Annotated in this window: 16 protein-coding genes, 4 tRNA genes and 1 pseudogene; 11 read left to right on the forward strand and 10 right to left on the reverse strand. The window is 41.0% G+C overall.

The features are described 5' to 3' along the window. The first annotated feature begins 9 nt into the window (after positions 1–9). From PVK79_RS00800 to PVK79_RS00815, 4 genes and pseudogenes are all read left to right on the forward strand, one after another. Positions 10–1518, forward strand: coding sequence for a hypothetical protein (locus PVK79_RS00800; RefSeq protein WP_257325135.1), 1509 nt, complete (start codon positions 10–12; stop codon positions 1516–1518). A 124-nt stretch (positions 1519–1642) separates the two neighbouring features. After that, positions 1643–2779: a hypothetical protein gene (locus PVK79_RS00805; RefSeq protein ID WP_257325136.1), complete on the forward strand. Its 1137-nt coding sequence runs from the start codon at positions 1643–1645 to the stop codon at positions 2777–2779. Positions 2780–3074: 295 nt separating this feature from the next. Next, positions 3075–5246 (forward strand): PKD domain-containing protein, encoded by a 2172-nt coding sequence (locus tag PVK79_RS00810; RefSeq protein WP_257325137.1) that lies wholly within the window; start codon positions 3075–3077, stop codon positions 5244–5246. 318 nt (positions 5247–5564) lie between these two features. Continuing rightward, positions 5565–5732, forward strand: a pseudogene (locus PVK79_RS00815) (IS4-like element ISPtu1 family transposase); the annotation flags it as partial. A gap of 116 nt (positions 5733–5848) precedes the next feature. Here PVK79_RS00815 and tuf read toward each other — a convergent pair. The 8 genes from tuf to murB form a co-directional block, all read right to left on the reverse strand. Continuing rightward, complete coding sequence (tuf, locus tag PVK79_RS00820) at positions 5849–7033, reverse strand: elongation factor Tu (protein ID WP_182758002.1); 1185 nt, start codon at positions 7031–7033, stop codon at positions 5849–5851. Positions 7034–7167: 134 nt separating this feature from the next. Continuing rightward, positions 7168–7243, reverse strand: a tRNA-Thr gene (locus PVK79_RS00825). 12 nt (positions 7244–7255) lie between these two features. Next, positions 7256–7330: transfer RNA gene (locus PVK79_RS00830), tRNA-Gly, on the reverse strand. Between the two features lie 45 nt (positions 7331–7375). After that, positions 7376–7460: transfer RNA gene (locus tag PVK79_RS00835), tRNA-Tyr, on the reverse strand. 39 nt (positions 7461–7499) lie between these two features. After that, positions 7500–7575: transfer RNA gene (locus PVK79_RS00840), tRNA-Thr, on the reverse strand. Between the two features lie 120 nt (positions 7576–7695). Then, positions 7696–8391, reverse strand: coding sequence for a type III pantothenate kinase (locus PVK79_RS00845; RefSeq protein WP_149983334.1), 696 nt, complete (start codon positions 8389–8391; stop codon positions 7696–7698). Beyond that, positions 8388–9380: a bifunctional biotin--[acetyl-CoA-carboxylase] ligase/biotin operon repressor BirA gene (birA, locus tag PVK79_RS00850; protein WP_149983335.1), complete on the reverse strand. Its 993-nt coding sequence runs from the start codon at positions 9378–9380 to the stop codon at positions 8388–8390. Before birA ends, PVK79_RS00845 begins: the two co-directional genes overlap by 4 nt. Then, entirely contained in the window at positions 9377–10387 is a 1011-nt protein-coding gene (murB, locus tag PVK79_RS00855; RefSeq protein WP_145242744.1) for a UDP-N-acetylmuramate dehydrogenase, read from the reverse strand. The genes birA and murB overlap by 4 nt, the downstream gene beginning before the upstream one ends. 143 nt (positions 10388–10530) lie before the next feature. Between murB and PVK79_RS00860 the strand changes: the two genes are divergently transcribed. Beyond that, complete coding sequence (locus PVK79_RS00860) at positions 10531–12375, forward strand: M1 family metallopeptidase (RefSeq protein ID WP_257325138.1); 1845 nt, start codon at positions 10531–10533, stop codon at positions 12373–12375. 66 nt (positions 12376–12441) lie between these two features. On the opposite strand, the gene PVK79_RS00865 is transcribed toward PVK79_RS00860, so the two are convergent. Next, entirely contained in the window at positions 12442–13074 is a 633-nt protein-coding gene (locus PVK79_RS00865; protein ID WP_182735853.1) for a DUF2057 family protein, read from the reverse strand. Positions 13075–13163: 89 nt separating this feature from the next. Between PVK79_RS00865 and PVK79_RS00870 the strand changes: the two genes are divergently transcribed. The 4 genes from PVK79_RS00870 (at position 13164) to PVK79_RS00885 (ending at position 17157) form a co-directional block, all read left to right on the forward strand. Continuing rightward, positions 13164–13535: a histidine triad nucleotide-binding protein gene (locus tag PVK79_RS00870; RefSeq protein ID WP_145242738.1), complete on the forward strand. Its 372-nt coding sequence runs from the start codon at positions 13164–13166 to the stop codon at positions 13533–13535. Between the two features lie 227 nt (positions 13536–13762). Then, positions 13763–14419, forward strand: coding sequence for a helix-turn-helix transcriptional regulator (locus PVK79_RS00875; protein WP_257325139.1), 657 nt, complete (start codon positions 13763–13765; stop codon positions 14417–14419). Positions 14420–14553: 134 nt separating this feature from the next. After that, a complete protein-coding gene (locus PVK79_RS00880) occupies positions 14554–16710 on the forward strand; it encodes an ATP-binding protein (protein WP_145242734.1) in 2157 nt (718 codons plus the stop codon). A gap of 93 nt (positions 16711–16803) precedes the next feature. Next, positions 16804–17157, forward strand: a complete 354-nt coding sequence (locus PVK79_RS00885; RefSeq protein ID WP_145242732.1) for a 2OG-Fe(II) oxygenase — start codon at positions 16804–16806, stop codon at positions 17155–17157. A 6-nt stretch (positions 17158–17163) separates the two neighbouring features. Here the strand turns inward: PVK79_RS00885 and PVK79_RS00890 are convergent, their stop codons facing one another. Next, on the reverse strand, positions 17164–18582 hold the full coding sequence (locus PVK79_RS00890) for a mannose-1-phosphate guanylyltransferase/mannose-6-phosphate isomerase (RefSeq protein WP_182732559.1): 1419 nt from the start codon (positions 18580–18582) through the stop codon (positions 17164–17166). A gap of 172 nt (positions 18583–18754) precedes the next feature. Between PVK79_RS00890 and PVK79_RS00895 the strand changes: the two genes are divergently transcribed. Both PVK79_RS00895 and PVK79_RS00900 read left to right on the forward strand, forming a co-directional pair. Then, the gene (locus tag PVK79_RS00895; RefSeq protein ID WP_257325140.1) at positions 18755–22027 is read left to right on the forward strand and encodes a methyl-accepting chemotaxis protein; all 3273 of its coding nucleotides are present in this window, start codon (positions 18755–18757) and stop codon (positions 22025–22027) included. 108 nt (positions 22028–22135) lie between these two features. Then, positions 22136–22621, forward strand: a complete 486-nt coding sequence (locus PVK79_RS00900) for a DUF4124 domain-containing protein (protein WP_257325141.1) — start codon at positions 22136–22138, stop codon at positions 22619–22621. Position 22622 lies beyond the last annotated feature (1 nt).

Genomic DNA, 22622 nt, shown 5'->3' on the forward strand with positions numbered 1-22622 from the left:
GGTGGCAACATGAACTTATACAAACAGACTATCGCGGCATTTATTGCCAGCACTACGCCTTTCGCATTTGCAGATTCAAATTTTGTGAATGAAGCGGAATTAATGCAAAAAGCACAGAATGTAAATACCTTCCAAAGTGAAATTCCAGGATTGGTGAACGATCACATTGTGTTGGGTACGGCCTATAACAGCGACCAAAAACGCTTTTTGAATGTCCAAACTGTCGCAGGTGAAACCGTTGAAACACTAGGTAATACTCGTGTGCAATTTGAACTAGTAAACAATGGCAGCTACGACGAAGTTCTCCGTCAACTAAATGGTAATGTTGATGTAGATGTTGGCTTTCCTGTTATTCGTATTAAAGCGGGAGGTCACTTAGCCAAGGAGATGTCCTCAACTGAGTTTTCGAATACTTATACTTTCCAAGCGTCGTTGACACCGAAAAAGCGTGTTCTTATGCCAGCAGATGCGAACATTGGTTATATATTGACACCTTCGGGTAATACGCTCGCAAATGAGTATCAAAGTAAACTAATGAGCATGGCTGGTGATGCCTTTATTAGTGAAATTGAATACGGTGCTCAGTTACTTATTAACATGAAAATTGAGTACTTAAGTGAACAGCACAAAAGCGAAATTGGCGGTTACTTAGGCGTTAGCTATGGCGCAGGGAATATTGGTATTAGCGTCGATGGTAAGCTTAATTATATTGACGAAGATCTAAAGAAAAGTGTGCGTATCACCGTCAGAGCATTACAAAAAGGTGGTGATCCTAAGCAGCTGCTCAGCATAATTCCTAGCAATATTATCACTTGTTCACTTGATAACTATGAGCCTTGCTTTACCTTATTTGAGCAAGCGGTAAACTATGCGAAGAATGACTTTGGCAATCAGTTTAATGCACTCTCTGATTATAATGTTGTGCGTTACAAAGCAACTCCTTACGAGATCAGCTCGCAGGATTTACGTCGCTTAGATTCTGGTAATAAAGATATTCGTTTTGAAACCACCTACCGTACTTTATGGCTTGAAGACCAATTCAAAAAGTCGGTTAATCATGAGCACCGTGCTCGTGGTGTGCTTGCACAATACGCTAGCTGGATGACTGATGTACAGCGTCAAAAAGCAGAAGGCGTGCAGGAAGCCGCTTATAATAACGCTTGGATTTATGAGCAATATGCCCGAGTTTGTCGCGATAATCCTTATGGAACAGCATGTTCAGATGCGTGGAATGAGTACCTCAACACCTGTAGTGGTAGCGATATCGATTGCATACAAAGCTACACGCTTGCTGATCTGAATATACCCGCGGATAACATGACCCAATATTTCAAATGCGAAAATGCTCGAGAAGCAACGGCAAACTTTGGTGTTGAAGAAAACCATGTCTCGCTTGGGTTTAGACAATTAGGTTGGGCACCGTCATTTGTTGATGCTAATGACCCCGCTGCGGGTGTGATGGTATGGCTACCATGTAAATCAGCCCTTCCAACCTATGGAACCGCTTTTGAAAATTAGTGAGTAATAAAAAACGCTAAGATTCTATTAGTTAAATTGGGGCGTGGTAAGTAATAAACAATCGAATATTGAGTTGTTGCTTTCTCGCCCCTTCACACTGTAAACCATTTACAGGAATTTATGTATGCACTTAAGAACCATATTAATAGTGCTCTGTGGCCTGTTAAGCTTTTACGCAAATGGGCATACCTATTACTCTTTAAATACCGAACAAGAACAACTCGGACAGGGATTTGAGCAGAAACTAGGCATACCGCTTGAATCATGCCTTGATGGTCAGTGGCAATTTCAAGGCGGTAGCATGGGCGATTTGGCTTATCGTGGCGACTTTGACTCCGATACCATGATCAATACCATCACAGGTAGCGTAAAGGGTGGTATCAATTTGGTTATTTTTGGAGGCTCAGCCAAATTTTCCATGCGCAGGAAAGTGACAAAAAATAGAAATTCTGCCGCCTCAGCGGTAGAGCTAACCTATGAAAAAGGAAGTTATAACTTTAAAAATAGAACCACCAAAATGGCCATTCAGGAGCTACTAAATAAAGCTCCAAATCAAGTAAGAAGCCGCTGTGGTGACAGCTTTATCCACAATATCAAACTCGGCTCGCGTATCTATGTAACAGCCAAACTCCATTTTAGAGATCGCACTAAATACGAATGGTTTCAGACTAAAATCAAAGTGAAGTTTCTTTTTTTCAGTAAGACTTTTACTAAAACTAAAGTATTTCAAGAAGCTACCAAAGATGCTGTATATAGTATTCAGGTGAACACCGATGGTGGTATGACGCCAGAACTGGCTAGGCTAAGTAAAAATGGCACCATGCATTGTAAAACCGATAATCTAACCCCTTGTATAACGTATGCCAACAATTTGTTTAGCTATTTATTTGATGGTGGTGACTATGTTGAGGACCTTAAAGACGAACATTTAAATATTTTAAAATATGAAGTCGAAAGCTATGAGGACTCTGGTCATTATGACTTAGCCTATGCTGGTCAGGCTGCAATATCTGAGCGCTATATTGCACTGTCCGCAAGGCTCAGAAGTTATCAAGATTTAGTTTATGACGAGATAGAGAGATTGAGTGCATTTAAAGCAGTGTCTGAAGAACCGATTGAAATCGAGCAGCTAGCAGCGCGTATTACAGCACGCAATACTCAGCGTATCGGACTCGAGCAAGCAGGCGAGTATTGTACGACTTTGCCCGGTACAACTCTTTGCGAAAGCCAGATTGAGTCCGCGATAGCGAACGTTGACTAGGCGAACAAACATTTGGGAGGTGTGCGATACTCACGCTCTTAACCTGTTGTCTCGTCGCCCTTGTGAAATTGTTTTTCTACTAATGGGGTTATTTAACCTTAGCTTTGAATAAGAAATTGGCTAACCCAAACCTCAGTTTACTTACACTCTATAGTCTATAATTCAGCCAAATAAATTGAAAAAATAGCGTATTTGTTCTAGAGTGTAAACTTAATGGTAAAAAACCAAAACTAAATCATATTACATTGATTTATAATGTTTATTTACATACCACCCCATCGACTAAGGATAGCCAATGACTTTTTTTCAATCACTTTTACTGCCGACAAATCTCATCCAATTAAATCTTATTAGATTTAAGAAATTCATTTCTATATTTATTACTTTATTTCTTGTTTCTTGTGGTGGTGGTGGCAGCTCTGACTCTCCTCCAATTAAACAGCCGCCAATTGAAGAACCGCTAAACCCTATTACTGAAGTGCCAACGAATCAAATATTACATGCGTTTTTTCGTGATCAAGATAGTTCTATTGGCAAACTATCTGGCATCGTAACAATTGTCGCTCCTGAAGTTATTGATAGTGACCCCGCTAAAGTTGAGTCTGTGTGGGTTTATTGGGTAGATGAGCAAGGAAATAAACAGGGCGATGCGTGGTTAAAAACCATGAATAAAGCGGTTTATCATCTTGATATCCCAAAGGATACAAGTATACCTGCAAATACCAATGCGCTATTTCTTTTGCCGGTAAACACCATTGGACAGGCCACGAAAGGTACCCTTATTCCCTTTCATGATTTCATAGGTAATGCTGAATTATCGGGGCCTGGGGGGAATAAAGTTCACAATTGGGATTATGGCGTAGGTCGCAAGAAAATTTCAATTCAGCGTACAGAAGAGCAAGGTGGACTATGTATCTTTGATAATGGTTTAGTCAGCATTACTCATATGAATAATACTAAGGATGAAGCTGGGGAGAGTAATAATCGCAACCAGCTCCCTAACGACGTTAATGAGAATGCTTTCCCTCCTTATTCATTTTTATGTGATACGCAGCCGACACATTCCGAAGATATGATTTCTGATGAGACTGGGGTCTGGACATATTCAACGCTTAATGACGCCATGTTTTACGGCACATTCGTTTACAATAGCTTTGTTAAATACCTTGGGGAGCCGCCACTGGAAGACAAAATTAGAATCCGTGTTCACTATGGTCAACAATATGAACAAGGCGCCTTTTGGGATGGTGCATATGCCAACTTTAGTGATGCCTATCCGTTATTTTACTCTATGGCTTCACTTGACATTATTGCGCACGAAGTCGGCCATGGGGTTTTAAATAGAGTGTCTGATTTAAATCAATTCGATCATGAAATTAGTACTGATGCTCGTACCTTGCACGAAGCCTTTGGCGATATATCAGGTGTAATGGCAAAATACGAGTTTACGGGACATTCAGATAATTGGATTCACGGCCAAGAGAATGGCGGTTTTATTCGTCATCTCGATCAGATAAAAACTGAAAATGGCGCCATTGATAGTTTTCTTGATTATGAAGAGGCTGGTGATAATGTCTATTTACGCATTGGTATGATCACCTATCCATTTTATTTACTATCAAATAAATGGGGGATAGAGCCTACCTATAAAGTATATTTAAATTCAGCCAAGGTCTGTTGGAGTGCGTTGACCACTCTAACTGAAGCTGCAGAATGTATTAAACAACAAGCTGGTGTTGCTGGCTTATCTGAAGAAGACGTCGTTGAAGCTTTTAAGGTGGTAAAAATAAAACTTTATGACCAAGGAGTGCTCAGCCATTTTAATGCAGATAAAATTAAATTAAGCACTCAGTTTACCGATGATAGCCGCTCAACGAGTCAAGTTGTTCAATGGTTATGGGATTTTGGCGATGGTCAAACTTCAACAGAAGCCAGCCCTAAGCATATTTTCGCAGAATCAGGAAGTTACCTAGTTAAGTTGACAGTAACTGATCAATCCGATGATCAGGATACCTTTGAACGGCTTATTCAGGTAACAGATCAGTATTGCTCAATAAACTCAGCTAGCGTCGATAAGCACATCACTCATGTTTCTATTGGTGGCAACGACATTAATTATAACTCAACAGCATGGGACTATACCCAAATGCCGATAGAGCTGATAAATCCCAGTAATACTATCATCAACATTCAAGGAGATACTGAAGTAACAGAGCAATCTACCTCATGGAAAGTCTGGATTGACCTCAACGATAATGGAATTTATGGCGATGAGGCTAATGAGCTTGTCGTCGATAAATTTGTCGAAAAGGGGCAACCTTATGGCCTTAATACTACACTCGATTTATCAATGCTGCCAAATAGTAGTCAAGCTAAATTTATGAGAATTATTGGTGACTATGCCGTTTTTGGCCCTTGTTCTTCGAGTATAGGGGAAGCGCTAGATTTAAGTGTGAGTTGGCAGTAAATTCGGTTAATACACCTTATTGAAGAGAGCTATTTATACTAGAGCGTGCTGAACTTTCCGGTATAAAAAACAAACAGCAAAAATACGGTGTAATTGAATTCGCTAAAAAACGTTACACCGAATCCTTATACCAAGATAAATGTTAACAAACGCGACATGGAATGTCTTATCAAAAGTAATGTGGTCAAGGTTACCATATTGAAAAATAATAAAATTTATTCGTGATAACAACCTACCCCGTTACTCCAAATAAGAGTAATAGTTTAGTAGGTAATGAAGATATTGACTGCTGCATGTACAAATATAGTCACTTGGTTGAGAATGCAGATAACAGAGTCCTTTCGAGACTTAAAAAAACAAGTAATGGCTTGAACTTACATCATTGTCGTAGCTATGAAAAAGGCCGCTGAATGTCGCATTATTGATTGCGTTAATCGCTAGTTTTACACTCTGGGTAGCAGGTTAACAGTAAAAATATTGAACGTTGCTACAAAGCATCTACGCCTAAGGTAACAGCGCCACCTTCACATGACGTAAATCGCAGACATTAAAAAAGGCCACCGAAGTGACCTTTTTCTAATAATTAACTTAAAAGTTAATTATTACTCAACGATAGTTGCAACAACACCAGCACCTACAGTACGGCCACCTTCGCGGATTGCGAAACGTAGACCTTCATCCATTGCGATTGGAGAGATTAACTTTACAGTCATCTTAACGTTATCGCCAGGCATTACCATTTCTACACCATCTGGTAACTGTACGTCACCAGTTACGTCAGTTGTACGGAAGTAGAACTGTGGACGGTAACCTTTGAAGAATGGAGTATGACGACCACCTTCATCTTTAGAAAGTACGTATACTTCTGAAGTGAATGTTGTATGTGGGTTGATTGAACCAGGCTTAGCTAGTACTTGACCACGTTCAACGTCTTCACGTTTAGTACCACGTAGAAGTGCACCAATGTTCTCACCAGCACGACCTTCGTCAAGTAGTTTACGGAACATTTCAACACCAGTACAAGTAGATTTAGTTGTATCGTTGATACCAACAATTTCTACTTCGTCATTGATGCGGATGATACCAGCTTCAACACGACCAGTTACAACAGTACCACGACCTTGGATTGAGAAAACATCTTCGATAGGCATGATGAACGGCTTATCGATGTCACGCTCTGGCTCTGGGATATAAGAATCAAGTGCGTCTGCAAGCTCAATGATCTTGTCTTCCCACTCTTTCTCGCCTTCTAACGCTTTAAGCGCAGAACCAGCGATTAGTGGTAAGTCATCACCTGGGAAATCGTACTCAGAAAGAAGTTCACGAACTTCCATTTCTACTAGTTCAAGTAGCTCTTCGTCATCAACCATGTCACATTTGTTCATGAATACGATGATGTAAGGAACGCCAACTTGACGAGAAAGAAGGATGTGCTCACGCGTTTGTGGCATAGGGCCATCAGTCGCAGCAACAACAAGGATAGCGCCGTCCATTTGAGCAGCACCAGTGATCATGTTTTTAACATAATCGGCGTGTCCAGGACAATCTACGTGTGCGTAGTGACGAGTAGGCGTATCGTATTCAACGTGTGAAGTTGAGATTGTGATACCGCGCTCGCGCTCTTCTGGAGCGTTATCGATTGATGCGAAATCTTTAGCAACACCGCCGTATACTTTTGCAAGTACGTTAGTGATTGCTGCAGTTAGGGTAGTTTTACCGTGGTCAACGTGGCCGATTGTACCTACGTTTACGTGCGGTTTTACGCGTTCAAACTTTGCTTTTGCCATGACGGAACCTATCAGTTTTGTGTATCTAGATTACATATGAAAATAATCCACCAGAGGTAGATTAAGTTAAATTTTTCAAATTTCAAATAGTATTTTCTGACAGATAAAGGAAGTAATCAAGAAGATTCTAAGACTGGTGCTGATAGGCAGAGTTGAACTGCCGACCTCACCCTTACCAAGGGTGCGCTCTACCAACTGAGCTATATCAGCAACACCAGAAACTGGAGCGGGCAGCGGGAATCGAACCCGCATCATCAGCTTGGAAGGCTGAGGTAATAGCCATTATACGATGCCCGCGTTAGCAACCTGTTCTTAAACTACCTCTAACCGTCAAGAATAAAGTGGTGGAGGGAGCTGGATTCGAACCAGCGAAGGCTGAGCCGTCAGATTTACAGTCTGATCCCTTTGGCCGCTCGGGAACCCCTCCACGATAATTCTTTACTAAACACTTTCGGTAAAAGGAAAGTGGTGCCGACTAACCGAGTCGAACGGTTGACCTACTGATTACAAGTCAGTTGCTCTACCAGCTGAGCTAAGTCGGCACTGCTTTAGTACGGGGCGAGATATTAGAGGAAGGTTGGTGGTGATGCAACAAGAAAATTAAAAAAAATGTGATTTTATGTGCCGAACGCTCACAAATCAGGCAAAACAGCCTGTTTTTGTTAATTTTTGCTCAATTCATACCAGTAATTGAGCCCCTTCATCACTAATTGCGGATCATAAATCGCGTCTAAAAATTGCGCTTTCAATAATGCACCATAGCCACCAGCAAAAATTAGTTGAGGTTTTTTATTGGTTAAATGTAATTTTGCTTGTTCAACAGCCCCTAAGGTTGCCACTAGCGCGCCATTTTTTAAACCATTAGGTGTGTTTACACCCAGCTCATTCGCAAAAGGCGTGTTGGCATCATCAAAAACACGCTGCGTATTCTGTGTTAATGAGCGTGTCATGAGATCAAGGCCAGGTAATATCCAGCCCCCCAAATGTTGTCCTTGTGCTGTAAGTACATCAATTGTTGTGGCTGTGCCTGTGTCTATCACAATGCAATCTTGTTGCGGCCATAATTGAAAAGCAGCAATTAAACCAAGCCAGCGATCAATACCTAAATTACTAAATTGTTGATACGCACAGCTAAGGTTACTCAATTGTTTAGTCACTTTCGCTTCAAAACATGGCACCTGAAATGCCGATGCTTGTGCTAATAGTCCATTGAGTTGCTCATTTTTACCGACACTTGCATAAACCAGCTCGTTAATTTGCCGCCAAGGTAGCGCACTAACATCACACGGTTTGATTTCGCCTTGCTGGCATAGCGCTGCTTTAAGTGCTGTATTACCTACATCGATTAATAATCTCATTGAACTGCCTTGCGTAGTGAAATTTCACCACCGTAATAGCTTTTAACCTCACCATCTTGGCGAATACGAATACCACCTTGTGGATCTATGCCTTCACAGATACCACGCCAGCTTCTATGCCCAGTATTTAACTCCACACACTGTCCTGCAAAGGCGTTGAGTTCGTTCCACTGCTGATACATGTCATGCAAGCCAGTTTGACTGTACTGCGCTAATCGTTGCTCAAGGTGGTATGTTAAATGTGCCACCAGCTGATTTTTATCAATCTGTTGGCTATGTTGGCTCAAATCAGTCCACGCTTGGTCGATTTGCTGGCTGTAGCTTGTGGGCATTTGCAAATTAATACCAATGCCTATTACGAGCTGACATGGTCCTTGTGGCTGACCATCTAATTCGACCAAAACACCTGCGAGCTTTTCTTTATTAAGATAAATATCGTTTGGCCACTTGAGTTCAATATCTAACTGATACAGTGCTTTTAACGTATCGTAAACAGCTAAGCCTACAGCGATAGACATACCCATTGCGGCTTGCAGCCCGTCATCTAAGCGCCAGAAATAACTATAATACAAGTTCGCACCAAATGGAGACTGCCAAACGCGTCCGCGTCGCCCACGCCCTGCTTGCTGCATTTCCGCGACGACGACAGTGCCTGAATCTAGTGTTTGTTTAGCCGCAATACGGCGCATTAACTCACTGTTGGTCGAATCAATGATCGGATGCACTTCGATATGTGCCGTACTGGCGTTCAAGCCTTGATAATATTGCTGGATCTTATTTTGCTCTAACAAGCCCACGGAGTTATTAAGGCTATAACCCTTACCGCTAACTTTAAAAATATCCAGCCCCATCGCTTGTAAACTTTGCATATGTTTACTCACTGCGGCGCGACTAATGCCAAGTTGCTCACCAAGTAATTGCCCAGAGATAAAGCCCCCCTGATTGAGCGCATTTAAGATTGCTAATTTATTACCATCCGGCGCCTTCATGCTAACTCCCCTAAACCGATATGGCATTCAGTATCATTATTCATCAAGCGAACTTCATGCTGTAAGCTTATTTGATAACGCTGCCATATTTGCTGCTGGATATGTTGAATCATTTTAATTAGGTCACTGCCTTCACTGCCACCATGATTAACTAAAACTAACGCTTGTTGCTGATGCACTTCAATTCCTGCGATACGGTACCCTTTTAACCCTGCTTGTTCTATTAACCAACCGGCAGCTACTTTATGGTGGTGTTCATCATAGTAATAATGAGGCAACTGCGGATACGCGACGAGCAATTCGCTAAGTAACTGGTTTTCTATAATTGGGTTTTTAAAAAAGCTTCCGGCATTGGCAAGTATGTAAGGATCCGGTAATTTGCTGTTACGAGTTTTAATCACTTGCTCAAAAACCGTCTGCGCCGTTACCGACTCAAGCTGCTGTAAAGGACCGTAGCTTAACTCTGGCTGCCAAAGTTTTGGTAATGCCAATGCAACGCAAGTGATCACTGCTTTATTTTTTAATTGATGCTTAAAAATAGACTCTCGATAGCCAAACTCGCATTGTTGACAACTAAGGCGGATGAGCTGCTTAGTGGCGATATCAAAATATTCTACGTATTCAATAAATTTTGCCAGCTCTACACCATAGGCACCAATATTTTGTACCGGTGCTGCGCCAACTGTACCGGGGATCAAAGCAAGATTTTCAAGCCCAGGCATCCCTTTTTTGAGCGTATATGCAACAAGCTGATGCCAGTTTTCTCCTGCAGCAACTTCAAGTAAGTAATCATTGTCGCGTTCAACGATGACGACACCGGTAGTCGCCATTTTAATTACAGTGCCTTGATAATCGCTTAAAAATACCGTGTTACTACCTTCACCTAAAATGCAAAAAGGGCTATCAAACGTCAGTAGCTGTAATTGTGTAAGGTCAGTTATTTCGCACAGTTGTGAACACTGGCTCGGTAAAGAAAATGTATGAAAAGCTTGCAAAGAGAGAGCCACAAAATGCCCCAAAGGTTAATCGTCACTAATCGCAATAGTGTAACCCATCGTCGCAAAACGCGCATCAGATTGTAAAAATTGCTCAACCCTGATGGTCAATCATGATATAAAACCTGCACTTTTTATTTCCGTCCAGGGTCAATATGAAACTTAAACCGCTTTTTTTAAGCCTCGCTATGGCAGGTATGTGCTCTCAAGCAATGGCGAGCGCCATTGATCAAAATTCCTATGCTAATCTTGATGATGTTATTACTACACACTTAAATCTTGATTTAGACGTTGATTTTGCTGACAAGCAGTTAGAAGGTTTTGTTGAGCATACGTTACAATGGCAAAATGCCGACAGCAAAACATTGGTACTTGATACCCGTGACTTAGATATTGATAAAGTAATGTATCAAGATCAAACTGGTGGCTGGCATAAAGCAAAATTTACCCTTGCTGCACGTGATGACGTTAAAGGCTCAAAGTTAACTATTACTTTTAAAAACCAAGCAGCAAAAGTACGCATTTACTACAATAGCCGCCCAGAAGCATCAGGCTTACAATGGTTAACACCTGAGCAAACAGCCAGTAAAACTCATCCGTTTATGTACAGCCAATCGCAAGCAATTCATGCTCGTAGTTGGATCCCAGTACAAGATACACCAGCGATGCGTGTAACTTACTCGGCACGTATTCATACACCTAAAGATGTTCGTGCGGTGATGAGTGCCGACAACAAAGATGCACTTTATAAAGATGGCGATTACATTTTTGATATGCCTCAAGCAATCTCTCCTTACTTAATTGCGATTGGCGCTGGTAATCTAGAATTTAAAGCTATGTCACGCCAAACCGGCATTTTTGCTGAACCAACCATTTTAGATGCATCAGTTGCTGAATTTGAAGACACGCAAGCGATGATCGATAAAACAAGTACCATGTATGGTGAATATGCTTGGGGCCGTTATGACCTCTTAATGTTACCGCCGAGCTTTCCTTTCGGTGGCATGGAGAATCCACGTCTGTCGTTTATCACTCCAACGGTTGTTGCTGGCGATAAAAGCTTAGTTAACTTAATCGCTCATGAGCTTGCTCACTCTTGGTCTGGCAACTTAGTAACCAATGCTACATGGGAAGACTTATGGCTGAATGAAGGTTTTACCTCGTACGTTGAAAACCGTATTATGGAAGAAGTTTATGGTCGTGACCGTGCGGTTATGGAGCAAGCGCTTGACGCTGCGGGCCTGCGTGCTCAACTTAAAACTATTGCAGCGCCAGATACTCGCCTTAACTTAAAACTTAATGGCCGCGATCCGGACGATGCATTCAGCTCAGTGCCATATACTAAAGGCCAGCTATTCTTAATTTACCTTGAAAACAAGTATGGTCGCGACAAGTTCGACCCATTTGTAAAAGCCTATTTTAAAGAGTTTTCATTCAAATCTTTGACCACCGCAGAGTTTGTTACTTACTTAAAAACGAACTTAATTGAACAGTATCCAGGTGTTGTTAGCATGGATAAAGTAAACGAGTGGATTTTTCAGCCTGGCTTACCGAGCGATGCACCAAACCCAACCTCAGATGCATTCGATAAAGTAGATAGTGCAACAGCAGCATGGTTAAAAGGTGACACAACTGCCGCACAACTTCCTACGGCAAATTGGACTGTGCATGAGTGGTTACACTTTTTAAATAACTTACCACGTGATTTAAGCCTAGATAAAATGGCGATGCTAGACAGCGAGTTCAACCTTACACAATCAACTAACGCAGAGCGTGCTTTTGCTTGGTTTATGCTTGCGGTTGGCAATGGCTATAAACCTATCTATCCAGCACTTGATAAACACTTATCAGGTATTGGCCGTCGCAAATTAATCGTGCCGCTATACAAAGCTCTGATTACTAATGGTAAACGTGAATGGGCACATGAAGTATACCTAAAAGCGCGCCCGGGCTACCACCCACTTGCGCAAGGTACTATTGACGACTTGTTTGCTAAGTAATAGCTAAATAACGAAAATTAAAAAGGGCGATTTATTCGCCCTTTTTGCTATCTATTTTAATCAGTGCTATTTATTTTTAGTGACTTTATCAATGAAAGCTTGCCGCTCTTGAGCACTGGCTTGTTGCCACCAAAAATCTAACATGGCGGCAGCACTAGGCGCATTACCTGCATTAGGTGCAGGGCGAGAAACTGGAGCTTGTAAATTAGCAGCCATCGGTGCAGCTCTGGTTGCTGCTGTTGGTGCTACTTGCACTGTCGCAACTTGAGAGTTAATACTACTTGTCAAATCGGGCTCAGCTATAATGGCTAGCGGCGTGCCTAATGACGCCCCTTTTGCTTGTAAGCTCACTTGTGGCGCTTCTGCAAAAACTTCTGCTGCTACCGCATTATCAGCACGGTTAAACACCACATCATAATCTGTATTGGCAGCAATGGTCATCGTCACCCAAAATGGTTCTGAGTCGATAACTTGATGCTCATCGTAACCTTGCTCGTACAAATCGGTGTATTTAAGTTTGAGCTGATATACGCCAGGAACCAGCTCGACTTCATCAACACGGTTGAAAAATGAATGCTCAATTTTCTTATCGCCCACTTGTAATGGCACTATTTCTTCAGGAAAATTGACGGTTTCGGCCACGCTTGTCGCACTCAAAAATAATGACACAATACCGCTTAATAATAAATGTTTACGCATAATAGCTCCTTGTTGTTTGATTTCAGTTTGACACTGCAGGCAAAGTTTGTCATTAGTGACTTTAGTACAACCGACAAAGAGCCCTTTAAATGAGCCAAGAAACTATTTTTACTAAAATTATTAACCGCGAGATCCCAGCTGATATCATCTACGAAGATGAGCTTAGTTTAGCGTTTAGAGATATCAACCCACAAGCCCCTTTTCACGTGCTGATTATCCCGAAAAAAGCGATTGCGACCATCAATGATATTACCGAGCAAGATGCGCCAATTGTTGGCCACCTGTATGTGGTTGCTGCAAAAATAGCGAAACAACAAGGCTTTGCAGAGGATGGTTTCCGCGTGGTAATGAATTGCAATGAACATGGCGGGCAAACTGTTTATCATATCCATTTACATATGCTAGCAGGTAAAATAATGGGGTGGCCACCTTACCAAAATAAGACTAAAGGTTTGCTTTAAACGGCTTAACTGTAAATATTTGTAAAAAAAATTAACTTTGAAAGAAAATGTTATTTGCTATTAATTTCAAATTGTTACAAAGTTTTTTAAATGTATCTTTTATGACGAATACGATAAACGTTATAAAACTATGTCTATCTTACCCTAAAGTAGGAAATTTCTAATACTAAAGGGGCGGATTGCATGTTAGGATTGATTAGTCAACTTTATTCAAGAGTATAGTAAGTATGAGTAGTTCTGCCTTTTTGTTACTAGATCTAGAGCCAATTAATACAATTGGTATTAATGTATTAGAGCCTTTATTAAAAACCCAAGGGCTCAATGTTACTACCGGAACAAATATATCTGACGTTCCTGAGGGAACGCGTTTATTGTTTATCGAAACATCAAGCCAAAACGCTTGGGGGAAATTGAAAGAGCAATTGGTCAATCTACGTATTAAGTGCGATATCGTATTATTCAACTTAGACGAAAATCCAGAACTAGCTAATCGTGCATTGTTAAGCGGTATTCGGGGTGTTTTTTATACTACCGACAATGCTGATGTGCTAATGAAAGGCATTCGTTTATTACTCGAAGATCAGCTGTGGTATCGTCGTGATATCATGTGTAACGCATTAAACCGTATGTTGCAGTTCAATAAAGACGCATTACATAAGCTCACTGACGGTGATATTGAACCTGTAAAATTAACTAAACGCGAAAAAGCAATTATCTCCTTAATGAGTAACGGCTCTAAAAATAAGGAAATAGCTGAAGCGTTAAGCATTAGTCCACACACTGTAAAAACTCATTTATACAGCGCATTTAGAAAGACAAAATGTCGTAATCGTATTGAATTATTATCGTGGGCACAACAAAATATTCCGGACGAAATTCGCTAATCTAGTAACTCTTATTTTAATATTAAAACAGGTACTTTGTGCCTGTTTTTTTGTTTATTCTAGAGCGCGATATTTGCTAACAAATGCAATTGCCATTATTCTAAACTCGTCATCCTGATCTGCTTGGAATATGAATGCTCGACTCCCTCACGCTCTACTCTGCCAGTGCCGCCATGATGGTCGTCATGGCACTACTCAACTTTTTAACTTGGCGCGCCAACAAAAACACTCCAGGCACAGTGTTATATATTCTTTATCCTTTAGTGCTATTTATTGCTCTAATGAGCTTTGCCTTACACGGTCGTCTCGATAGCATTATCACTATTGTTCTTGCTAATAGTTTATGGTTTAGCGCGTCCATCATCCATGCATTAGCAATCAGCCAATTTTTAGGTTACCGCGGCAAAGAGTTTCGGTTTTTTGTATTAGCAACCTTGTTTTGCGGAGCATTGCTAATGTACTTTACCGTAGTTGATTCTAACCTTCGTAATCGTATGCTGGCCTCTGATTTACAGCATATAAGCGAAGCACTGTTTTTACTGTACTTATTTATTCGCTTTGCCCGTAAGCCCTACCCCAATGGCAGCATTGTCTATATTTTGATCCTGACCATTATTAGCTGTATTTTTGTCGGTCGCGCTTTTTTAATGGAAGATGTTAACAATTTCACACTGTTAAAAGAAAACTGGTTTAGCGTGACCTTACTGGTTAATGGCGTGATCGCCCCAATGTTTTATACCACCGGGATGGCGTTATTATGTAACGAGCGCAGAGAGCAAAACCTCAATCAGTTAACTAATAAAGCGCAAAAAGATCTTGAAATAAGAGGCTTATTTTTATCTACCATTAGTCATGAAATTCGCACTCCCCTTAATGGTATTTTAGGTAGTGCGCAATTGATCTTAAATCAATCAACAGACCCGCGAGACAAACCTTATTGCGAAGCCATTATAAACTCCGCCGAATCACTTAACTTGTTAGTGGATAAAGTGCTTGATTACGCAAGCCTTGACCAACACAACGAAGCACTTTATGAAGAGGACGTAGAATTTAAAACTTGGTTGCATAACTTATGTTTATTACTTAGTCCATTAGCCGAGCAGAAACGCTTAAAGTTTGAGTTAATTTATAACCTCCCAGAGCAAGCTTGTTATTACTGCGACCAACAAAAACTTCGGCAAATCATCATTAACCTCGTTGGTAATGCGATTAAATTTACCGACAAAGGTGAAGTTAAAATTCGCGTAGAGTTATTAGAGGAGCGCCAACTTGAACATCATATTCGTATTAGTGTAATTGACTCGGGGCCTGGCATTGAAGATGATGAAATAGAATACCTTACAGAGCCATACGTACAAAGTAGCGCAGGTAAAGAAAAAGGCGGAACAGGCCTAGGCCTTGCTATCACCAGCCGCCTACTAGCCAAACTGGGCTCCCAACTTGATATTACCAGTGAGTTAGATAAAGGCAGTTCGTTTAGCTTTGATATCACGCTTGTGCTTGGCGAACTCAGCCTTGTTGAACAGCGCCATCAATCAAAAGATTATTTAACTGGATTAGATGTATTACTGGTCGAGGATTTAGATTTAAATCAAAAAATAGCCATAGAATTTATGGCTGATGATGAGCATAAAATCAAGCTCGCCCGCGATGGTAAAAGTGCTATTAACCTGATGCAAGAGTACCACTTTGATGTTGTGCTATTAGACATGAACCTGCCAGATCTGACTGGCCAAGAAGTACTTAAAACCCTCAAAGGTATGGAGCATAAAAATCAACGTACCCCAGTACTCGCCTTTACTGCCAGTTTAAGCCCTGACGAAATCAAAGAGTATTTCTCATTAGGAATAAAAGACATTGTTGGTAAACCAATTAAACAACAAAAATTACGCCAAGCATTAAGTGATTCACAAAGCAGCCATGCACCCAGTATTGCCGTTGAGCTGAGTGATGTTTTATATGACAATACCGCAGCAGACACATTAAAAAGCTCTTTTAGTGAAGACGAGATTTCGTCTATTTACAACGAGTTTGTATTATCCGCACGCAACAAGCTGATCCGTGCTCAACAATTATTAGACGAAGATAAAGAACAATGTATTAAGCTGCTCCATCGCCAAGCAAGCACCGCTTTACAACTCGGTTTTAACCGCTACGGCATAGAGTTAAAAAAAATAGAACGACGCTTACTCGACAACAAACCGCTTAAAGAGTCACTCACAGAAGCATTGGTGTTATGGCAAAATAGCCTTGAGCAGTATTTAAAGTATGTCAGGGAGCAGATGAGTTGACGAATTGGCGAGTTGGCGAGTTGGCGAGTTGGCGAGTTGGCGAGTTGGCGAGTTGGCGAGTTGGCGAAGTTAAAGTAATAAGGAAAAGATACAATGGCTATTTTTAAAAATTTATTTCGCTGGCAGCGTGGCAGGCAAGATTCGGGCTATGACAAAATGCTTCTGTGTGGCGCCCATTGGCCAGTAAAGTTTGATACTTATTTAATTAAGTTTCCCGTTGGTAGTGAAATAAAGCCCCATACAGATAAAGTAAAAAAAGGTAAGCATTTTCGTTTAAATCTCATTATCAAACGTGCCCAACTGGGCGGTGAGTTTATGTGCGAAAACACCTTATTTCAAAGCCAGCGTATAAAACTATTTAGGCCCGATATAACTCAGCATGCAGTAACCAAAATAGAAAAAGGTAGTCGTTATATATTAAGTATTGGCTGGGTTAAAAGCGATTAATCTTCACTATTTTCTACCATACTGATCGTCAAAACGTTCAATATCCGTTTCATCTAAAACGCTGCCAGTTTGTACTTCTATAAGAATAAGTGGCTCATTTTGCGTGTTTGCTAAACTGTGAATGTGACCGGCGGCTATATAGCAAGATTGATCGGCAGTAAGCCTGTGTGCTTGGCCATCAATACGCACATCAGCAATGCCAGAGACGACAACCCAATGCTCAGCGCGGTGCTGATGGCGCTGCGTTGAAAGTTTGCCAGCTGGGCTGACAATAATTTTTTTCACTTTAAAGCCGGTGCCTGCAATTAACACTCGGTAACTACCCCACGGTCGATACACGGCTTGATGATGGATCAATTTATCACCGTGCTTAACGGCTAATTGCTTTAATAGTTCCGGAAGCTGCTCTAATTGGCTTTTGCTCGCGACTAAAGTTGCATCATGGGTGTGAATAATCGCTAAATCACTCACCCCAAGAGCTGCGATACTATGACCTTCTTCACCGCTGAGCAAGTTGTTATGGCTATGTAAAACCACGTCATCGGTGCTTAGGCTATTGCCTTGCTCGTCTTTATCGGCACTTTGCCATAGCGCATTAAAACCGCCGACATCATTCCAATTCAGCGCTAAAGGCAGCACCGCCACATTTGGGCTGCGTTCTAAAATAGCATAGTCGATTGAATCACTTGGACAGTTTTTTAAGACTTCATTATTGGCACGGGTAAAACCTAAGTCACCACTGAAATTGGCGGCTGCTGCAATGCAACTGGCGATTTTTGGTGCAAAACGCTCAAGTTCAGCAAGGTATGCGCTAGGAGTGAATAAAAACATTCCACTGTTCCAGCTATATTCGCCACTGGCAAGATATTGCTGTGCTAATAGTAGACTGGGCTTTTCTTTAAATTGATCAACTTCATAGCAGTTTGAAGATGCTATTTTAGTGCCATTTTTAATATAACCGTAACCGCAATGGGCTGAGTCTGGCTCAATTGCAAAGGTAATTAACTTGCCCTGTTGCGCCAAGCTTATCGCATCAGGAAGTTGCTCTATTAACAACTCAAAGTTATCAATATGATGATCGGCTGGAATCACTAATAAAGGTTTATCAAGCCCTTGCTGTAATGCATATTGTGCTGCCAATGCGATGGCGGGAGCAGTATTTTTGCCATCAGGCTCTAATAGTAACGCCATGGTTGCAACACCGATTTGCTGGCATTGGCTGCTGACAATAAAGCGATGCTGTTCATTACAAACCAAAATCGGATCAGTAAAACATGAGTCAGAGACTCTATTTAAGGTACTTTGCAATAATGACTCATCTCCCAGTAAAGGTAAAAACTGTTTTGGCATAGCTTGGCGCGATAATGGCCATAACCGCGAACCGATACCACCGGCCAATACAACTGGAATAATGGAGTTTTTCATAGCAAACACACTTAAATTTGAATGCCCGTAGTTTAACAGAGTATAGCGAGTGCATTACAGCAACTAAAAAATCTATTTTTCGTCATCGACTCGCTTTTAATTCAAGCTGTTCTACACTAAATCTTAATTACCTATATTAGGTTTACAGCTTTGCTTTGATAAGGATGTTGTTATGGCTAACCAAACCCGTTCATTCGGAAATTTTGTACGTAATATTGGCTTGACTAAAAAGCTTGTTATTGCCTTTTTGCTCGTTGCATTAATTCCCTTGGCGATAGCCATCAGTCTTGCACTGTATAACTCGGCTACTGCTTTAAATAAACAAACTTATGCTCAATTAGAAGCGGTTAGTGAAATTAAAAAAAGCGCCATTGAAAGGCATTTTGCCGATATACATGCGCAATTATTATTTTTAGCACAAAGCCCTTTACTCCACACCGCTGCAGATGAACTTAGCCGTGCATTTAAAGAGCCCTATACAACATCTCTCGACAGCACCGCAGAGCAACAGCTGGCAGATTACTATCACAACGACTTTAATACTAAATACCGGCTTAAAAACGAAGACAAATTGCCAACTTCTGAGCTGCTTTCCACACTTTCACCCACGGCTAAATATTGGCAATCACAATACCTAGCAGATAACCCATACCCACTTGGCGAGAAAGCAAAATTAGTACAAGCAAGTGCTGATAATAACTACAATTTACTACACAGCAAATACCATAGTTTTTTACTAAATTTTGCGCAAAAATTTGATTTTTATGATGTCTTTATCATCGACAATCGCAGCGCTGAAGTAGTTTACTCTGTTTACAAAGAGGTTGACTTTGCCACTTCTTTACTCGATGGACCTTATGCTAATAGCAACCTAGCATTGGCATTTAAACAAGCAAAAATGATCAATGAAGATGAAATAACCTTTGTCGATTATCAGCAATATTTGCCATCTTATAATGCACCAGCCAGTTTTATCGCCACCCCAATTTATAACCAAGGCGTACATACCAGCACCTTGATTTTTCAACTATCCATTGATGCCCTAAATGTCATTATGACTGAGCGGGCTGGCTTAGGTACAAGTGGCGAGACATATTTAGTCGGACCTGATTTTTTAATGCGTTCTGATTCCTTTCTCGACCCCGAAAACCGCTCAGTTGTAAATTCTTTTCGCTATCCAAGCATAGGTAAAGTAAAAACGCTGGCAACTGAGCTTACTCAGCAAGGTAAAAAAGGTCAGCAAGTAATCACCGATTATAGCGGCTCCTTAGTACTGTCGTCTTATCAACCTATTAACGTATTAGGTATACAGTGGTCATTACTGGCTGAAATAGATAAAAAAGAAGCTTTTGCCACAGTCAGTCATTTAACGACGATTCTCATTAGCACCTTAATAATATCGATCATTGCCATTACTCTGGTCGCTATTTGGTTTGCTCGTTCGCTCACCCGCCCTGTGCAATTACTTGTCGACACAATGCGTCACGTTGAACAAAAAGGTGATTTTTCGGTACGAACGCCAGTGCTTTCGAATGATGAAATAGGTTCATCGGCAAGTGCTTTTAATTGCCTCCTTGATGCGCTGCAAAGCTCTATTTCCCAAACCAATACGGTTATGAATAAAATGGCCGCAGGTGAATTTAACCACCGAATTAGTGCGCCCTGCAAAGGTGAATTAGATTCCTTAAAACAGGCCACAAATAATTGCGCAGACTCGCTAGAGCAAGCAATGAGTGAAATAAATCATATTATAGATGAAATGAGCCAAGGAAATTTTAACAGCCAAATAACAACCCCAATGCAGGGACAGCTGGCCACCTTAAAACAAAATATAAATGGCTCTCTGCAATCGCTAAATAGCACCATTACTGAAATTGTCGGGGTAATGAGCCATATCGAACATGGTGACTTTAAACAACAGGTTACGGTAGCCGCACAAGGCTCTTTGGCACAATTAAAAAACAGTGTGAATAATTCAGTACACAGTTTAGCGGGAGCAGTAAGTGATATCAGTCGCGTAATGAGCGCACTTCACGATGGGGATTTTTCACAACACCTTGAGCAACCTCTACAAGGCCAGTTAGCCACACTTAAAAATGATATCAACGCGAGCGTCGACAATCTCGCGTTAATCATTAAAAATATTAACGATGTTATGGCAGCCGTAAATGCTGGCAACTTTAAACAACAAGTAAATTGCAGTGCCAATGGCCAATTATTAACTTTAAAACACAATATTAATAACTCAATTATGGGTTTAGACACTGCTGTAAGTGAAATATCAAACGTTATGCTGGCGATCAGTAAAGGTAACTTCGAGCAGACAATCAATAGCGATATGAATGGCCAACTCAATGTACTTAAAGATGATGTAAATAGCTCTATTAGCAATTTGAGTATTGTTATTGCTGAACTCGCGCGCGTTATGGCAGCTATGCGTAGCGGTGATTTTAATCAACAACTAGAAACAAACATGCAAGGCCAATTAGCGCAGCTGCAAAATGATGTGAACAGCTCTTTGACCATCACCGCAGATGCAATCGCAGAGGTGACTAAGGTATTAAGCGGGCTTGCTCAAGGCAATTTAAATCAACAAGTACAGCAGGATTACCAAGGTGTATTTGCTACATTAAAAGCAGATGTAAATCAAACGATTGAAAAACTTACCAGTGTTATTAGCAGCATCCAAGACTCTGCCTTAAGAGTATCACAAAGCGCCGCAGAGATAGCAGAGAGTAACACCGAAATAAGTCAACGCACTGAAGAGCAAGCAGCCAATTTAGAAGAAGCCAGTGCTAGCAGCAGTAACATGCTAGATGAAATAGCCGCCATTGCTAAGCAAGCTAACGAAGCGGTTAAGCTTGCAGAAAATGCTCAAATAAGCGCAACCGAAGGGGGCGAGCTATCCATACAAACGGTTCATGCCATTGTTGAGGTTAATAATTCCAGTAAGGATATTAATGAAATTGTCTCTGTTATTGACGAAATCGCATTTCAAACCAATTTATTAGCTCTCAACGCTGCGGTAGAAGCAGCCAGAGCTGGCGAGCATGGTCGCGGGTTTGCGGTCGTTGCCAATGAGGTTAGAGAATTAGCTGGACGCAGCGCAACCTCGGCGAAACAAATTAAAACGATAATAAGCAACAGCAACCAAAAAATTAGTCACGGTACCGCCCTTGCTAATTCATCAGGTGAGAAACTAAAGCAAATTGTCAGCGCTGTGGCTGATGTTAACCATATGATAGTGTCTATCAATAGCTCTTCGATTACCCAACAACAGGCAATTAAAGAGGTAGATATTGTGGTACAACGCCTAACAACCTTGATCCAAGAAAACTCAGCGATGACTGAAGAAACCATGGCTGCGGCAAAACAAATGGCAGATCAAGCCAACACTATGCGTCACTTGCTCGGGTATTTTTCACTGCAAAAGGCACCGTTATAAGGAAAATAAATTCACTAATAAATAGCAACGATTAATTGGCGATTCAAATTAACAAACTTGATAAACTAGCTGCACTGGATATTTTAATGCAAATTTAGGGATTCATAAGTGTACTTGCGACAACTTCAGTTAACAATGGTTTGTGCCGTAGCGATGCTGATACCACCAGCAGCTGTGGCTACGGCTGCTTACCAATGCACGGTTGATGGCGTGGCTACCTTTAGTCAAATACCTTGTGGTGACGATGCTAAAGAAATAAAAATTCCACCAACTAATGTGACCCAAGCAACTAATACGCAACAAAGCAAAGATATCATGGCGTCTGTAGATAGTTATGTTGCGATGCAAAAAATTGATCGTGAAATTGCAGTTTATCAACGAGAAATAAAGCAACTTCAAGATACTCTTGCAGAACAAAAAACCAAAATAAACTATATGACGCAAGACTCTGCAAATAAAATGGGTGCAAACTCAATTGCTGATGCGATAGCAAAACGCACAGCACAAGCTGAGCAACGCATTGAGCCGAAAATAAAGCAGTATCAGCAACAAATTGATGCGTTAAAAGCGTTTAAAACGCAACTAAGCCAATAAA

It is taken from the genome of Pseudoalteromonas rhizosphaerae (assembly GCF_028885455.1).
Taxonomy (GTDB): domain Bacteria; phylum Pseudomonadota; class Gammaproteobacteria; order Enterobacterales; family Alteromonadaceae; genus Pseudoalteromonas; species Pseudoalteromonas rhizosphaerae.

Coding starts and splice junctions, on each gene's coding strand:
- PVK79_RS00800 (WP_257325135.1), top strand. CDS start 10: ATGAACTTATACAAACAGACTATCGCGGCATTTATTGCCAGCACTACG.
- PVK79_RS00805 (WP_257325136.1), top strand. CDS start 1,643: ATGCACTTAAGAACCATATTAATAGTGCTCTGTGGCCTGTTAAGCTTT.
- PVK79_RS00810 (WP_257325137.1), top strand. CDS start 3,075: ATGACTTTTTTTCAATCACTTTTACTGCCGACAAATCTCATCCAATTA.
- tuf (WP_182758002.1), bottom strand. CDS start 7,033: ATGGCAAAAGCAAAGTTTGAACGCGTAAAACCGCACGTAAACGTAGGT.
- PVK79_RS00845 (WP_149983334.1), bottom strand. CDS start 8,391: ATGAGATTATTAATCGATGTAGGTAATACAGCACTTAAAGCAGCGCTA.
- birA (WP_149983335.1), bottom strand. CDS start 9,380: ATGAAGGCGCCGGATGGTAATAAATTAGCAATCTTAAATGCGCTCAAT.
- PVK79_RS00860 (WP_257325138.1), top strand. CDS start 10,531: ATGAAACTTAAACCGCTTTTTTTAAGCCTCGCTATGGCAGGTATGTGC.
- PVK79_RS00865 (WP_182735853.1), bottom strand. CDS start 13,074: ATGCGTAAACATTTATTATTAAGCGGTATTGTGTCATTATTTTTGAGT.
- PVK79_RS00870 (WP_145242738.1), top strand. CDS start 13,164: ATGAGCCAAGAAACTATTTTTACTAAAATTATTAACCGCGAGATCCCA.
- PVK79_RS00875 (WP_257325139.1), top strand. CDS start 13,763: ATGAGTAGTTCTGCCTTTTTGTTACTAGATCTAGAGCCAATTAATACA.
- PVK79_RS00880 (WP_145242734.1), top strand. CDS start 14,554: ATGCTCGACTCCCTCACGCTCTACTCTGCCAGTGCCGCCATGATGGTC.
- PVK79_RS00885 (WP_145242732.1), top strand. CDS start 16,804: ATGGCTATTTTTAAAAATTTATTTCGCTGGCAGCGTGGCAGGCAAGAT.
- PVK79_RS00890 (WP_182732559.1), bottom strand. CDS start 18,582: ATGAAAAACTCCATTATTCCAGTTGTATTGGCCGGTGGTATCGGTTCG.
- PVK79_RS00895 (WP_257325140.1), top strand. CDS start 18,755: ATGGCTAACCAAACCCGTTCATTCGGAAATTTTGTACGTAATATTGGC.